At 49.2% G+C, this 15,742-nt stretch carries 10 protein-coding genes and 1 pseudogene; all 11 read left to right on the top strand.

All coding sequences use genetic code 11. From position 1 onward, the window contains the following. Window positions 1-145, top strand: a pseudogene (locus AC1WIP_RS02920) (galactokinase); the annotation flags it as partial. A 65-nt stretch (window positions 146-210) separates the two neighbouring features. After that, window positions 211-1,716, top strand: coding sequence for a UDP-glucose--hexose-1-phosphate uridylyltransferase (galT, locus tag AC1WIP_RS02915; RefSeq protein WP_481140400.1), 1,506 nt, complete (start codon window positions 211-213; stop codon window positions 1,714-1,716). A 350-nt stretch (window positions 1,717-2,066) separates the two neighbouring features. Beyond that, a complete protein-coding gene (locus tag AC1WIP_RS02910) occupies window positions 2,067-2,936 on the top strand; it encodes an ABC transporter permease (RefSeq protein ID WP_481140401.1) in 870 nt (289 codons plus the stop codon). Window positions 2,937-2,992: 56 nt separating this feature from the next. After that, a complete protein-coding gene (locus tag AC1WIP_RS02905; protein WP_481140399.1) occupies window positions 2,993-3,871 on the top strand; it encodes a carbohydrate ABC transporter permease in 879 nt (292 codons plus the stop codon). 74 nt (window positions 3,872-3,945) lie between these two features. Then, window positions 3,946-5,478 (top strand): ABC transporter substrate-binding protein, encoded by a 1,533-nt coding sequence (locus AC1WIP_RS02900; protein WP_481140398.1) that lies wholly within the window; start codon window positions 3,946-3,948, stop codon window positions 5,476-5,478. A 64-nt stretch (window positions 5,479-5,542) separates the two neighbouring features. Continuing rightward, window positions 5,543-7,570 (top strand): linalool dehydratase/isomerase domain-containing protein, encoded by a 2,028-nt coding sequence (locus AC1WIP_RS02895; protein ID WP_481140397.1) that lies wholly within the window; start codon window positions 5,543-5,545, stop codon window positions 7,568-7,570. Continuing rightward, on the top strand, window positions 7,571-8,191 hold the full coding sequence (locus AC1WIP_RS02890; RefSeq protein ID WP_481140396.1) for a sulfite exporter TauE/SafE family protein: 621 nt from the start codon (window positions 7,571-7,573) through the stop codon (window positions 8,189-8,191). It abuts the gene before it with no gap. A 128-nt stretch (window positions 8,192-8,319) separates the two neighbouring features. Then, on the top strand, window positions 8,320-10,467 hold the full coding sequence (locus AC1WIP_RS02885) for a heavy metal translocating P-type ATPase (RefSeq protein ID WP_481140395.1): 2,148 nt from the start codon (window positions 8,320-8,322) through the stop codon (window positions 10,465-10,467). Further along, window positions 10,467-12,212 carry a sensor histidine kinase gene (locus AC1WIP_RS02880; protein WP_481140394.1) on the top strand — a complete coding sequence of 582 codons (1,746 nt, stop codon included), beginning with the start codon at window positions 10,467-10,469 and terminating at the stop codon, window positions 12,210-12,212. Before AC1WIP_RS02885 ends, AC1WIP_RS02880 begins: the two co-directional genes overlap by 1 nt. Next, window positions 12,190-13,836: a response regulator transcription factor gene (locus AC1WIP_RS02875; RefSeq protein WP_481140393.1), complete on the top strand. Its 1,647-nt coding sequence runs from the start codon at window positions 12,190-12,192 to the stop codon at window positions 13,834-13,836. Before AC1WIP_RS02880 ends, AC1WIP_RS02875 begins: the two co-directional genes overlap by 23 nt. A 1-nt stretch (window position 13,837) precedes the next feature. Next, window positions 13,838-15,553 (top strand): glycoside hydrolase family 3 protein, encoded by a 1,716-nt coding sequence (locus tag AC1WIP_RS02870; protein ID WP_481140392.1) that lies wholly within the window; start codon window positions 13,838-13,840, stop codon window positions 15,551-15,553. Window positions 15,554-15,742: the final 189 nt, after the last annotated feature.

Raw genomic sequence — 15,742 nt, 5'->3', positions numbered from 1 at the left:
CTTTGGAGGCTGCACGGTGAGTATTGTGCGGGACGACGCCATCGACACTTTCGTTGAACAGGTGGGCAAAGCCTATGAAGCAAAAATCGGATATGCCGCTGACTTTTATGTGGTGGAGATTGGAGACGGCCCCTGCCGCATCTGACGGGTGCGCAGCACCATGGGCAGCTCCATTGGCGCAGACCATAATATTCTGGGAGGAAGAGAGCAATGATTCAGACCTATATCAAAAAACTGGTGTCCTACGGCGTACAGACCGGCCTTGTTCCCCAAGAGGACGTGATTTTCACCACCAACCGGCTTTTGGAGCTGTTTGGGTTAGATGAGCTGGAGGATTCTGACACAGATGTCACAATGAGAGAAGACGAGCTGGAGGAGGTTCTTTCGGGGATGCTGGATTATGCCTTTGAAAAGGGGCTGATGACGGAAAACAGCATTGTCTATCGGGACCTGTTTGACACGAAGATTATGAGCATGCTGATGCCCCGTCCAAGCGAGGTAATCAGACGTTTTTTCGAGCTGTATGAAAATGTGTCTCCTCAGGCGGCGACTGATTATTATTACAAGCTGAGCAGAGATTCTGATTATATCCGCAGATACCGTATCTGCAAGGATCAAAAGTGGGTCACCTCCACAAAGTACGGCGATTTGGACATCACCATCAATCTTTCTAAGCCGGAGAAGGACCCCAAAGCCATTGCAGCGGCCAAAAATGCAAAGCAGTCCGGGTATCCAAAATGTCTTTTGTGCAAGGAAAACGAGGGCTACGCAGGCAGGATAAATCATCCTGCAAGGCAGAACCACCGCATTATTCCGGTGACCATAAACAACAGCCAGTGGGGCTTTCAGTATTCTCCTTATGTCTATTACAATGAGCACTGCATTGTGTTTAATTCTCAGCATGTGCCCATGAAGATTGATCACGCGGCTTTCTGCAAGCTCTTTGATTTTGTGAAGCAGTTTCCCCACTACTTTGTGGGCTCCAACGCAGACCTTCCCATTGTGGGGGGCTCCATCCTAAGCCACGATCATTTCCAGGGAGGACGCTATGAGTTTGCCATGGCAAAGGCCCCTGTGGAAAGAAGCTTTACTGTGGCGGGATACGAGGATGTAAAAGCCGGAATTGTCAACTGGCCCATGTCGGTGATCCGTCTCCAGGCAGCGGATACAGACAGAATCATTGCCCTGGCGGATGTGATCCTGGAAAAATGGAGAAGCTATACAGATGAGGCAGCTTTCATCTTTGCAGAGACGGAGGGCGAGCCCCACAACACCATTACCCCCATCGCCAGAAAGAGAGGGGAGCTTTATGAGCTGGATTTGGTGCTTCGGAACAATATCACCACAAAGGAGCACCCTCTGGGCGTATATCATCCCCATGCAAAGCTGCATCATATCAAGAAGGAAAATATCGGCCTGATAGAGGTCATGGGACTTGCAGTGCTTCCCGCCCGTCTGAAGGAGGAAATGGCCCTGCTAAAGGAGGCCATCCTTACGGGAGCGGATCTGCGTACAGACCAGGTTCTTGCAAAGCATGCGGACTGGGTGGAGGAATTTAAGCCCAAATATGCACAGATCGACGCCTCCAATATCGACCAGATCATCCAGGAGGAGATCGGACTGGTGTTCATGGAGGTTTTGGAGGACGCAGGAGTTTACAAGAGAACGCCGGAAGGGCAGGAAGCCTTCGATAGATTTGTGACAAGCTTGTCATAAAAATTCATAGCTGCAAAGCAGGCGGGTAAATGGGATTCGTTCCGTTTACAGCCATTTGGAAGGCCACCGGCTGTCCCTTAAGAAAAGGAGGGACGCTGGTGGCTTTTTACAAGCCACATATTCTTTGGAGCAAGAGATGGGCTCATCAGTACCTGTCGCATTTTTCATTCTGTCATCAGGTCGGAATTTTTCTATTTTACATCGCAAAATTATTATTCTTTCTACTTTTTCTTTCCTATAATAAATTTGAGTACAGGGTCAAAAGATCAAAAACTATTTTTGGATAAGGAGGGAAAAGATTGAGAAACAGAAAGCTGCGGAGATTTAAAAGGTGGATTCCCCTTTATCTCATGTTTCTGCCTGCTGGGCTATATTTCCTGTTTAATAATTATCTGCCAATGGCAGGACTGGCGATTGCCTTTAAGAGTATAAATTTTAATCTGGGGATATGGAAGAGCCCCTGGGTGGGCTTAAAAAATTTTGAATATTTGTTTAAGACCCCAGATGCCTTTATCATCACCAGAAATACAATTTTGTACAACCTTGTGTTTATCGCCTTAAATACGGTGGTTTGTGTAGCGTTTGCCATATTACTTAATGAAATCAGAAGTCGGTTGTTTAGAAATATGCTCCAGAGCGCCATGATGCTTCCCTATCTGATATCCATGGTCATAGTCAGTTATCTGGTGTATGCTTTTTTAAGCGGAGAATCAGGATTTGTTAACAATACTGTTCTACGGGCAATAGGAATGGAAAAAATATCCTGGTATGCGGAGGAAAAATACTGGCCTTTTATTCTTACCTTTGTACAGCTCTGGAAAAATTGCGGCTATCTTTCCGTTGTTTATTTTTCTGCAGTAGTGGGGATTGATCCCACTTATTATGAGGCGGCAGCCCTGGACGGGGCCACAAAATGGCAGCAGATCAGGCATGTGGTGCTGCCGGAGCTGTCGTCAGTGATTACCCTTATGGTGCTTTTGGGAGTGAGTAAGATTTTTTATTCGGACTTCGGTCTTTTTTATCAGGTGCCTATGAATTCAGGAAGCTTATATGATGTCACAAATACCATAGACGTATATGTCTACAATGCACTGCTCAGTATAGGAAATATCAGTATGTCATCGGCGGCCGGATTTTACCAGTCCGTGGTGGGATTTGCGGTAGTGATGCTGGCAAACTGGATAGTGAGAAGACGCAGTCCTGAAAACGCACTGTTTTAGGGAAAATCAAAAACACGCCGTTGGCGCAGACATGGGATGCGCGGAGATGAGGTAAAATGATCAAAAGCAGAAAACTGGAAATAATCGCATATCTGATACTGGGAATGGTGGCTCTTTCAATTATTTTGCCATTCCTCCTTCTGGTGGTTTCCTCTTTTACGGATGAGTTGGATATTACAAGGAACGGCTATCGGTTTTGGCCGGAAGTGTTCAGTCTGGGAGCCTATGAATATTTGTGGAAAAGTGCCTCCACCATCCTAAGGGCTTATGGGATTTCTATTTTGGTTACGGTACTGGGGACATTGTCTGGACTTGGGCTGACGGTAGCCTGTGCCTATCCTCTTTCCCGAAAGGAACTGCCGGGACGCAAGGTCATGACATTTTATGTTTTTTTCACCATGCTGTTTAATGGGGGACTGGTACCCACATATCTGGTCTATACACAGTATTTTCATATTAAGAATACCGTATGGGCGTTGCTGATCCCCAATCTCTTAGTTCAGGCCTACAATGTGATGCTGGCCAGAACCTTCTTCCAGTCCTCCATTCCGGTGGAGATTCTGGAGGCGGCCAGAGTGGATGGGGCAAAGGAGTTTAAAATTTTCACAAGTGTGGTTCTTCCGTTGTCCAAGCCTATTTTCGCCACACTGGGGCTTTTTATCAGCGTGACTTATTGGAACGACTGGACCAATGGGTTAGTGTACCTTACGGACAGCAGTCTGTTCAGCCTGCAGAATCTGCTCAATCGCATGACCTCAAATATTCAGTTTTTGAGTACAACCAGTCTAGGAGGCAATGTGAGCGCTGCAGATCTGCCCAGTCAGACCGTTCGAATGGCCATTGCGGTGGTGGGTGTAGTGCCGATGCTGGCCGCATATCCGTTTTTCCAAAAATATTTTGTAAAGGGAATCGCCCTCGGCGCCGTGAAGGGCTGAGGAGGAAGAGACATTGCCAGAGCGCGGCAGGCGGGTCTTTTCAAAATAATATCCGCGCAGAAAGAAGGTTGATTATGAAAAAGAAGTGGCTGGCAGCAGTGATGAGCGTAGTTTTGAGTCTGGGGATCCTGGCCGGATGCGGCACGCAGGAACAGGGCGAAGCGTCGGGTGATTCCCAGTCGCAGACCGGGCAGGAGGAAGCCTCCGGACAGGGAGCCTCGGAGGAAGAAGAACCCTATGAAATTGTCATGGCGTATTTTTCAATGACCAATTATGCGGACGCGGCTCAGGTATCTGAAGCCATGAGTGAGATCACTCTGGAAAAGATTAACGCAACGGTAACGCTGATGCCTCTGGATGTGGCATCTTATGTGCAGCAGATGACTCTGATGCTGTCCGGCGATGAGAAGCTGGACACGCTTCTGATATCCCAGAATTTTAATATGAGCAGTCAGATCGCCCAGGGGCAGCTGGTGGATATTACAGATCTGGTGGATACTTACTGTGCGGATGCGGTGGAAGTCATCGGGGCAGAGAACCTGGAGGGCTGTAAGGTGGGAGGCGTGCTCTACGGTCTGCCGCCTACGAAGGAGTACGGCGTAGAGTATGGAGCGGTAATGCGTAAGGATCTGGTGGAGAAATATAATATTGACACGCAGTCCATACAAACCTGGGAGGATCTGGGAGAGGTCTTTCAGATCATCAAGGAAAATGAGCCGGATGTATATCCCTTGGTCAGCTTTGATTCCGCAACCTCCATCAGCGAAATGATCCTGGGCAGCCAGTTTGATCTGCTTCAGGATAAAATGGGAGTGGTAATGCTGGACGACGAAAGCGCCCAGGTGGTGAATTTGTTTGAAACGCCGGAGTATGAGGAAACGCTGCGGCTGGTGAACCAGTGGTTTAACGAGGGATATGTATATGAGGATATCACTACCACTCAGGAAACCGGCTCCAGCCTTATGGCTGCGGGGAAAGCTTTTGCGTGGCTGGCAAATATGAAACCAGGATACGCTGAACAGGAAACGAAAAATTCCGGTGTAGAGCTGATACAGGTGAATATATCAGAACCTATTGCCTGCACCCAGGATGTGGCGGCCCTGCAGATGGGCATTGCAAGAAACTGTCAGAACGTGGAAAAGACTCTGGAATTCTTAAATCTTCTTTATACGGACGCAGACCTGATGAACCTTCTGGCAAACGGCATCGAAGGTGAACACTATGTTCTGAATGAAGAGGGAAAAGCGACCCTGCCGGAGGGAGTCACAGACAGCGGATATGTGTTCAATCATTGGGAGATCGGAAATAATTTCATCACCTATCTGTGGGACAGCGATGTGGACGATCTTTGGACCATTACGGAGCAGTTTAATGAAAGCACGAAAAAATCTCCGGCCTTCGGCCTGTCCTTTGATCTAAACAGCGTATCAACAGAAGTGGCGGCTGTGAATACGGTTATGAGCCAATATCGGATGGTGCTCGAGAACGGTACGGTTGATCCGGACAGCATGCTGCAGGAATTTCAGGAAAGACTTGCGGCGGCCGGTATCGATGAGATCATTACTGTAAAACAGGAACAGATGGACGCTGCCCGGGCAGCGCAGTAAAAAGACAGGCGGCGCAGACGCTGACAGACGGCATAGTTTGTAACGCTTCAGAATGGTGAGTGATATGGAAGAACTGCAAAAAAAACTAAAACGGTGGAGTGAAACTCCCCTGATTACGGAAACCGGGCCTCAGACCGGAGCCAACAGCCCGGTCATGGAAAAAATCCGGCTTAAAAGAAGGATACAGTACGCAGCTTTATGCCTGATTGGCATTCTTCCCTGGTGCGTGAGAGCATGGCTGGGAATCCCACTGCCTCCACGTCTCATACGCTGCTTTCTGGGGCTTGTGGTTCCCGGCGGAGGCTTTTTTTCCTGGGGGACCTGGCAGGGAGTATTACTTGGGATCGCAGTATTAATGTGCTTTTTTACCATTGGCCGGAAGGTGATCGAGCTTTACGGAAATATTGCCCTTATGGCGGCGCTTTGGCTGGCAGGGGCGGCGGGAGGGCTTTTAAAAGGCGGCGACGTGGGCCCTCCCGCGCTGCTCCTTCCCATGGCCGCCGCGGCGGTAAGCCTGGGGTATTTTGAGTTTCGTCAGAAGCTCCTGGAAAGGCGTATTCTCAGGGACAGAGCCCGCAGAACGGAAAGATTTTCAGAAATCATGGAACCGGTGGAGAAGCTTTGCAGGGAAGGCGAAACCGACCAAAAGACAGCGGCAGTAAAAAACACAGAGCAGCAGGACTACCGGGAGCTGGATGAAAGAGGACTTAAGGCCGCCGGATATCTGTTTGACATGACCCTGCGGGAAAAGGGCGATTTTACTGATTACAACAAAACCTCCATCAATTCCATGGGAGCATACCGCTATCAGTTTGCGGCGCTGGGATATGCCCTGATGCTGATGCAGTGCAAATATACGCCCAATTTTCACGGATACCAGAACAGGGCCTGGAGATTTCTGATCGAAGCCTTTACCGATCCCAGGTGCTGCGGCTATTGGAAGTGGGAATGCCTGGGCGGTCATTTTCGCTGGAACCCGGATCCTGTGGAAAGGGAAAACATCATGCTCAGGGGCGGGTTGCTCCGGGGGGAAACGGTTTCGGGGGCCAATCCCAATGACCGCCGCTATGAAAAAGAGGGCTCTATACGTTTTCGTCCTTTCAAGGGAGAAGGAAAGAGAGAATATGCTTACAGTGCGGGAAGCCTTACGGAGCTGCTGGCCAGGCAGTGGAAGGAGAGCCGGTATCCGGCCGTGCTGATCCCCTGTGAACCCCACATCGCCTTTCCCATATGCAACTCCTATGGAATGCTGGGAACCATGATTTATGACAGGGATCATAACACCTCCTATGCCGCGGATATACTGGACCAGTATAACGAGGCCCTGAAAAGGGAATTTGTGGAGGCGGACGGATGCGTGGCGGATATGCGGCATTATTTATTCGGAGCCTGCAGATTCATGCACAAGCCGGCGATGAATGTCTCTCCCATTGGAGGGATTTCCCTGGGATTGGAGTACGAACCAATTTATCCGGGACTGGCAAGACGGTGCTTCGCCCTGGTAAAGGATGAGGTGGTGGGCATAAAGGACGGCATGGCCTATCTGAAAAGCATTCCCTGGGAGCAGGCGGTGGATCTGGGGACAATGACCAAAAATCCCAGCATGTACTGCGGGCTTTTGGAACAGGCTGCGGCTGAGTATGGAGATTACGAGCTGCTGGAAGCCTTGGAGGCGGTGGAAAGACATTATCTGAAGGCCTCCAAAAATCCACGGATCCTTCGGTATAAGGATGTGGCCGTCATCAATATGGCCTATCTGTGCCTGAGTAAATGGGCAAGGAAGGGAGACTGGTTTGACACTATACATAAGGGGCCGGCAGCCCAGGCGCTTGCAGGGCCGGTGCTGGATGAGTGCTCCTATCCCGACGTGATGGTGGCACGGGCGGTGAGCACGGATGGCAGTGATCTGGAGCTTGTGCTGTGCAGCGGCAGTGAAAAAAAGGAGCAGCAAATAGGAATCGCACGGCTGAAGCCCCTTCAGGCTTATGTGGCGGAGGGCATCGGGCAGACCTTCCGGGCAGATCACACCGGGCGCGCGGTTTTGCGTGTGATATTGAATGGCAGGACAAAAATCAGGATAAGGAGGGAGTAAATGCTTTTCTTATATGGGGTAATGACTTCCGTGCACTGCGTAGGCATGTGCGGCGGGATCATTATGACTGTGGCAGTTGGAGAAAAAGGCGGCGGCAGACTGCTGTTGATAAAACAGCTTGCGTACCATGGAGGAAGAATGGTCACCGCCGCGCTCACGGGGCTTTTGCTTGGGATGACAGGAATGCTGTTTTATCAAAATACATATTTCCGTTTTCTCTTTCCTGTGGTCTGCGGGAGCGTCATGATCGTCATGGGCCTTGTTCATATGGGCCTGATCAAAAAGAAACTGACGCCGGCGTCGGGGAAACTGCTTTCCACTTTTTTCCAGAAAGCAAAAGGAAGCGGCCCGTTTCTTGCGGGAATGCTGACGGAGCTGCTGCCCTGCGGGGGGCTGAACGCAGCCCAGGTATACGCGGCGGGAACCGGCAGCGTTCTCTGGGCGGCAGCCGAAATGTGCTTCTTTGTGGCAGGAACCATTCCGGTGCTTCTGCTTTTTGGCACACTGCATGGCTTAATCACCGGAAAGACCCGGGGGATAGCTCTAAAGATCAGCGCTGGAATCACCATATTGCTTGGTATCCGGCTGCTTTTGAAAGGAATGAACGCATGGCAGGAATAAAAACGGCAAAGGGGGAAAGCTTATGCTTTGCTGTGTGGCGGGAGCCATCTTGATCGTAAAGTTTGTAATTAATTTCAGGGAAATAAAAGATTTTTTGGGCTTCGGGAAAGAAAAAGAGTGTGACGCAGATGGATACGAATACGAGGACTGAGGTTTTGCAGGTATCCGGAATGGTATGTTATGCCTGCGCGGATATTCTTAAGAGAGCACTGGAAAAGACCCCGGGCGTTCTGGAGGCCGAGGTAAACTACCTAATGGACACAGTAGTGATTCGCTATGACGACGGAGCGGACAAGGAAGCGGCGCGCCAGGCGGCGCGCCGGGCCGGATACCGGCTGGATGAGATGACAGGTGAAGGCAAAAGCATAAAGGAGCTGGAAAGAAAAAGAAAAGTGCGTCTGCGCAGATTTGTGCTGATGGCTTTTTTCTGCTCTGTGCTGCTGAATGGGTTTGGGAAAGCCATGCCGGCAGCGGTTCAGCTGCTGCTTGGGACTTTGGTGCAGGGAATTGTAGTCTTTGAGTTTTACCGGGAAGCCAAAGGCGCCCTGGCAAACGGCAGGGGCAGCATGGCCGTACTCATTGCTCTGGCTGCCACGGCTGGATATGTATACAGCGTTTTTGCACTGGCGGTTCCGGGAGGGGAGATGAGGCCCTGCTTTGACAATCTGGCGGCGGCGGTCACCATGGTCCTGATCGGGCGTTTTCTGGAGCTTGGGATCAGGGGACAGAGCGCGGATGGAATCCGCAGCCTGATAAACTATAAAAACAGAAAGGCCAGGATTCTCACCGGGGAAGGGGAAAGGGAGATCTCTGTTGAAGAGGTGAAACCTAGAATGCGGATAGTTGTGCGGGCGGGGGAAAGGGTTCCGGTGGACGGAGTGATACTGGAAGGAAATCTCTGCCTGGACGAATCGGTGCTGACAGGCGAGTATTATCCGGTGGAAAAAGGCCCGGGGGAAAGGGTTGAGGGCGCCAGCATAGTTATCAGGGGCTATGGGGTGTATGAGACGGATAAAAAGCCGGAGGAAAACATTTTTTACCGGCTGATGGAGGAGGCGTCTTCGGCAATGCGGGGAAAAAAGCTTGTGGCAGTTTCTCTTACGGATCGTCTCATGACGTATTTTGTCCCGGCCGTAACGGTGACGGCCCTTATCACATTGTTCGCATGGTATGGCTTTTTTCGTCCGGGGGATCTGGAAAAAGCAGTGGAGTGCGCGCTCAGCGTGCTTCTGGCGGCCTGCCCCTGCGCCATGGGGCTGGCGGTTCCCATCAGCGTGATCAGTACTCTGGGCGCGGCGGCAGATCATGGGATTTTTATCCGGGAAGAGGGAAAATTTGAAAGGCTGCGCCGGACAGGCACAGTGATTTTTGACAAAACAGGCACCCTGACTACGGGCGAACTTCAGGTGAAAAAATTTGAATTAAATTATCCCGATGAAAAATCCCGGATTCTTTCCCTGCTTGGCGGAATAGAAAAAAGGTCAAATCATCCGGCGGCAAAGGCCATCCGGCGCTTCGCCGTCCAGTACGGAGACGAGACGGAGCCGGAATACTTTCAGGAATACTGGAACGGTGTGGAAGGCGGAACTCCCCTTGGAAAAATGTTTGTGGGCAGCAAAGAATTTGTGGAAGAAAGAATCGGAAGAAAACTGGAATCAGCGCAAACAGCAAAGGAGGGAAGTATCTATTTTGCAGTAGGGCGCACAGAGGGCTTCCTGGAAATTGAGGACACTCTGCGTAAGGGCACCAAAGAGGCTGTGGAACGGCTCATACAACAGGGGATTGAGCCTGTGCTTTTAAGCGGGGATAAAAGAAAGGAAGCTCTCCGGATCGCTGAAAAAGCGGGGATTACACGGGTGGAGGCCGAGTGCAGTCCCGAAAGGAAGGCGGAAATGGTAAAAGCCTGCGGCGGAAAAAAGGGAGTGGTGCTGGCAGGAGATGGGCTCAACGATATTCCGGGGGCGGCAGAAGCGGAAACAGGAATTGCGCTGGGCTGCGGATGTGACGCTCTTCAGGAGATGGCAGACATTGTAATAGGAAAAAACAGTCTGCTGCAGCTTCCGGCGCTGGTGGAGTTAAGCAGGGCTCTTCACCAAAATATCCGCCAAAATCTGGCATGGGCTTTTCTTTACAACTTGACAGGAATTATAATGTCTATATCCGGAAATCTGAATCCGGCCTTGGCAGGCTTCGCAATGTCAGTCAGTTCTCTTGCGGTGCTGGTCAACGGTCTTAGGATGAGGAAGAAAGGAAATAAAATCCTGGAGAGACAGTGATGGAAAAATCGACGTTTTTAGAAAAAACAGGAACTCTTCACTTTAAAGCCATGCTGATCTTATGCGCGGTTTATCTGCCTCTGGTATTGCTGCTGCTGTTTATCATGTTTTACAGCGGATCGGTGCTGAAGCGGAAATCCTATGAATCCCAGCTTCAGCTGATGGACTATTATATGTACAACCTGGATGACAGGCTGGAGAATCTGGAGGATTATCTGCGCGCCTATGTGACCGGAAACGAAGCCGTTCAGGCCATTGCATTTTCACGGGTATATCCGGAACAATATGAGCTGTATAAATACCAGGCATACCAGAGGCTGGTTGAAGCAGTGGCCGGTTATGAAGCTATCGATTATATGTATATTTACGATTCCTCCGTGTCCCGATGCTATTTGGCGGGCAAGGTTGAGCAGGAGTACGCCATCAGGGAGGACCTCAGTGAGGCGGTGGAAACCCTTTTGGAGAAAAACAGGAGCACGCCCTCCGAATGGTTCTGCTTTGAAGGCCCTCAGGTCTATCTTATGCGCAATATTAAATATGGAAATGCCCATATTGGTATTTTGTTAAAGGCGGAAAACTGCATGAACATGGGTAGTTTTTTTTCTGAGGACAGTAATGTGGTACTGTGCGATGAAACGGGAGAGTACATGGAAAGCCTGTTTCCGTTGCCTGAGGATTCACAGTCTCCGGCAGAGCTTTCAGAGGGAGAATGGGTGGAAGTAGGAGGGCAGCGCTGGCTGCAGCTGTATGTGGCCTCCCGCATGGGAAGCTTTTATCTGGCGGGGTTGATTCCCGAGAGAGCGGTTTATGCCAATGTGATGGAGCTGTATGGGGTATCCTCGATCCTGATTGCGGCGGGAATGCTTCTGATCCCTGTGTGTGTAATACTGGTAAGAAAAGAGATCTTGAAACCAACCAGGCATTTGGCAGACACGATTTCGCGGATCGCCGAAGGAGATACCAAGGTAAGGGCAGGATGGCAGGAAAATATGGCGGTGGAATTTCAAATGATTTACGAAGCCTTCGACCACATGATGAACCAGCTGGAAAAACTTCAGGAGGAGCTCTTGGAAAAGCAGAAAACGGAGCAGAGGCTGGAGCTTCTTCAGCTTCAGTATCAGATCAGACCCCATTTTTTCCTGAATTCCCTGAATGGTATATACAGCCTGGCGGAGACAGGGCAGGATCGCGTGATACAGGAGCTGGTTCTGAACCTTTCCCGATATTTTCGATATGTTTTCCGGGCTGACAGAAGCTTTGTCCGTATCAGGGAAGAATGCGGATATGTGAGCAGTTATGCGGATATACGAAAAATACTGCAGAGGGATATGCTCTATGTAACAGTACAGTTTGACAAAGAGATCGAGGAGGGGCTGATCCCGCCTTTTACGGTGATCACATTTGTGGAAAATTCCTTTAAGCATGGAGCAATAGCGAACAAGCGCCTGAAAATAGAGGTTTCGGCGCGAAGAGCCGGGAAGGAGTATCTGGAAATCATTATTTCGGATAATGGGAAGGGATTTTCTGCTGAAGCGCTGAGAAAACTGGAAAGCAGAACTATGGAAACTGACGAAAGAGGAGAACATACAGGAATCTTTAATGTGTGTGAGCGGCTGCGCTATACTTACAGAAAGCCGGTTTTTGTGGATTTTGCAAATAAAGAAGAGGGGGGAAGCGAGGTAAGGCTGAAGATTCCTTTTATCAGAACAGGAGGGCAGGAAAATGTATCGGATATTATTGGTTGACGATGAAGAATATGCCCTGGAAGGCTTAAAGCACGGTGTCGATTTTCGAGAACTGGGCTTTGAGAAGGTATACACGGCAGGAAACGTAGTCGCGGCAAAGGAAATCCTGCTGACGGAGTCTGTAGATGTGATCCTATGCGACATTGAAATGCCTGGCGGAAGTGGCTTGGAGCTTCTTTCGTGGATCAGGGAGCTGGGAATATCAGTGGTTGCGCTGATCCTTACCTGTCATGCGGATTTTGAGTACAGCAGGAAGGCTCTTCAGCTTGGGAGTATCGACTATGTGCTGAAACCTGTGGCATATGAGGAACTTAAGGAAGCGCTGAAAAAGGCGCTGGGACAGGTACAGAAGATCAAACGTCAGAAAAACGCTGCCGTCAGAGAAAAATTATTTATCCGCAACAGGGATCGCCTTTCCCAGGAACTTTGGAATGATATGCTGACAGGAGAGCTTTCCGTATCGGAAAAGCTTCTGGAAGAGCTGTTCATCTGCATTGACAAGCCTTTTCAAAAGGAATATCGTTACCGTCTGTTTTTGATCGATATATTGTTTAGTCATGAAGATGTAAATGCTTGGGAGGACAAGAATGTGAGATTTGCAATACGCAATATGGCGGATGAGATTCTGATTAAAAAGCAAGGCTGGGTGTTTTGGATGGAAGAGTTTTTAGCCGGTATAATATTTGATGAAAGTCAAGTGCAGAGTCCAGAGGGGCTTTGTGAATCATCCGTGCGTAAAGGTGGGTATCAGGAAGGAGGGAAGTCAAAAAAACTGGAGGAAGAGCTGGCTCGATTTTTTAAAATCTGCAGAAAATATCTGGAATGCTATTTCAATGCTTTTTATGCGCCCTGCGCTACGGTAGGGGAGCTGCCTAAGCTGTGTGAAATGCTGCTTTCCAAAGCGAAGCGGCAGGTGCTGAAAAAGGAGTTGACAGCGTATTTGGAGGAGGATCTGCCTATCCGGAAAACAAAGTTTCCCCAGCCGGATCCTGAGCAGTGGGAAAACCTGATGAAAACAGGGACAGAGAAGGAGATCACGGATACCATCTGCAGATTTGCCAGAAAGAATATTTCAGAAGGAAGCTTAAACAGCGGCATACTTGAAGATTACACAGGAATCTGTATGCAGGCGGCCTATGCCTGTGCCGCAGACTGGAAATGTGGAACTGATTTTTTGATGGAAAGCGATCTGCAGATACAGATGAACAGGGCGTTTAGAAGTAGAGAGCAATATGTTAAATTTGTGGAAATGCTGGCGCACAAGCTGTGCACCATCAGGCAAAAGGTTATTAAGACCGTCAGGCAGACGCTGTCAGACAGGGCGAAAGAATATGTGGAAGCGCATTTGGAAGAGCATCTGTCCAATGAACAGATCGCCAAGGCCCTGTTTTTAAACGGTGATTATCTAAGCAGAGTATTCCGGAAAGAGACTGGGACAACACTTGCGGAATATATCAGCCAGAGAAGGATAGAAAGGGCAAAGGAACTTCTATTGACAACAGCGATACCTGTAAGCGAAATTGCTCTAACAGTCGGTTTCAGCTCTTTTTCCTATTTTACGAAGGTATTTAAAAAGCGGACCGGCATGGAACCACTGAAATTTAGAAAGATGAGGAACGATTAAGATGAAAATGGAATATAAAAAAGTATTGGGGGCACCGCCCTTTAATCTGGATGAGGAAGGAATTCAATGGGTGAAAAATACACTGGAGGAAATGGATGATGATGAACGGCTGGAGCAGCTGTTCTGCATTTCCGTACTCAATTTTTCCAGGGAAAACTGGAACGAGACTTTGTCTCATTTAAGACCGGGGGGAGTGATGTACCGGCCTGCATCCATAAGGGAAACCATCGGATATACCAGGATGGTGCAGGAAGAATCAAAAATACCTCTGTTGATTGCTGCAAATCTGGAAAAAGGAGGGGACGGTATCGTAAATGAGGGCACTACATTTGGATCGCCAATGGAGATTGCCGCCACCCGGGACAGCCTGCATGCGGAGCGCCTGGCCGAAATCTGTGCAAAGGAGGCTTCTGCAGTGGGATGCAACTGGGCTTTTGCTCCTATTGTGGATGTGGACTATAATTTCAGAAACCCCATTACAAATACACGTACCTATGGTTCTGATCCGCTGCTGGTGAAGGAAATGGGCGTTACCTATCTGAAAAAGCTGCAGAGTCTGGGCATTGCGGCCACCATAAAGCATTTTCCGGGGGATGGCTGCGATGAAAGAGACCAGCATCTGGCCACTACCATAAATGACAAGACAGTGGAGCAGTGGGAGGCGTCCTACGGGGAAATTTACAGGGCCTGCATCGAAAACGGCGTAATGGCGGTTATGGCCGGACATATCCTGCAGCCTGCATATTCCAGAAAACTGAATCCGGACTTAAAAGATGAAGATATTTTGCCGGCGTCTTTGTCCAGGGAGCTGCTGCAGGGACTTCTCAGAGAGAAGCTGGGCTTTAACGGAGTGATCTGTACGGACGCTACCACAATGACTGGATTCACTGTGGCAATGCCCAGGAAAAAAGCGGTGCCCTACTGTATCGAAGCCGGAAACGATATGTTTTTGTTTACCAGAAATGAAGAAGAGGATGTCCGGTTTATGAAGGAAGGGTATGAAAAGGGCATATTGTCCGAGAGACGTCTTTGGGAAGCGGTCATGCGGATTCTTGGCATGAAAGCGGCTCTGGGGCTTCATAAAGGAGTGATGCTTCCAACAGAAGAAACGGCAAAAAAGGCGGTGGGACGACCGATATTTCGTGACTGGGCATATGAGTGCGCGGATAAGTCGATCACGCTTGTGAAAGAACAAAAGGGCGTGCTGCCCATTACTCCTGAGAGATACCCTAGAATACTGTATTATCCATTGGAAGCGGAGACGGCACAGTTTGGCTACTCTGTCAGAGGAGGAGTCTGCGAAGAAGTGAAAAACAGACTTCTGGAGCTTGGATTCCAGGTTGACACCTATTTTGTGGATCAAGCCAATATGGAAGGACATATCAGCCCGACCACGGATATACTGGATCATTATGATCTGTGCCTGTACTGCGCAAATTATGTGACAAAGAGCAATCAGACAGTGGTGCGCATTGAGTGGATGCAGCCCATGGGAGCCAACTGTCCGGTTTACATTCATGAAAAACCCATTATTTTCATATCAGTTGAAAACCCATACCATCTGCTGGATGTTCCCCGGGTGAAAACCTATATCAATGTGTACAATTCAAATCCCCGGGCAATAGACGCATTGTTTGATAAGCTGACGGGAAAAAGCACTTTCAGGGGGCAAAGCCCTGTAGATCCCTTTTGCGGAAAATGGGACACAAAATTATAATAAAAACAGTGGGGCCACCGGCTGTCCCTTAAGAAAAGGAGGGACGCTGGTGGCTTTTTACATAAAAAGGGAAAGGGTAGGCAGAAATGCAAGACAAATTATACAAAAATAGAAATGAAAATTGGTAAATATATGACAAAGTTAACAAAGGATATTGACTTTCAGTAGTACTTTTGATATGCTATATAC

It is taken from the genome of Acetatifactor sp. (assembly GCF_982438285.1).
Note: the sequence above shows the minus strand (reverse complement) of the source record. Positions and strands in the feature narration are given on the sequence as shown.

Coding starts and splice junctions, on each gene's coding strand:
- galT (WP_481140400.1), top strand. CDS start 211: ATGATTCAGACCTATATCAAAAAACTGGTGTCCTACGGCGTACAGACC.
- AC1WIP_RS02910 (WP_481140401.1), top strand. CDS start 2,067: ATGTTTCTGCCTGCTGGGCTATATTTCCTGTTTAATAATTATCTGCCA.
- AC1WIP_RS02905 (WP_481140399.1), top strand. CDS start 2,993: ATGATCAAAAGCAGAAAACTGGAAATAATCGCATATCTGATACTGGGA.
- AC1WIP_RS02900 (WP_481140398.1), top strand. CDS start 3,946: ATGAAAAAGAAGTGGCTGGCAGCAGTGATGAGCGTAGTTTTGAGTCTG.
- AC1WIP_RS02895 (WP_481140397.1), top strand. CDS start 5,543: ATGGAAGAACTGCAAAAAAAACTAAAACGGTGGAGTGAAACTCCCCTG.
- AC1WIP_RS02890 (WP_481140396.1), top strand. CDS start 7,571: ATGCTTTTCTTATATGGGGTAATGACTTCCGTGCACTGCGTAGGCATG.
- AC1WIP_RS02885 (WP_481140395.1), top strand. CDS start 8,320: ATGGATACGAATACGAGGACTGAGGTTTTGCAGGTATCCGGAATGGTA.
- AC1WIP_RS02880 (WP_481140394.1), top strand. CDS start 10,467: ATGGAAAAATCGACGTTTTTAGAAAAAACAGGAACTCTTCACTTTAAA.
- AC1WIP_RS02875 (WP_481140393.1), top strand. CDS start 12,190: ATGTATCGGATATTATTGGTTGACGATGAAGAATATGCCCTGGAAGGC.
- AC1WIP_RS02870 (WP_481140392.1), top strand. CDS start 13,838: ATGAAAATGGAATATAAAAAAGTATTGGGGGCACCGCCCTTTAATCTG.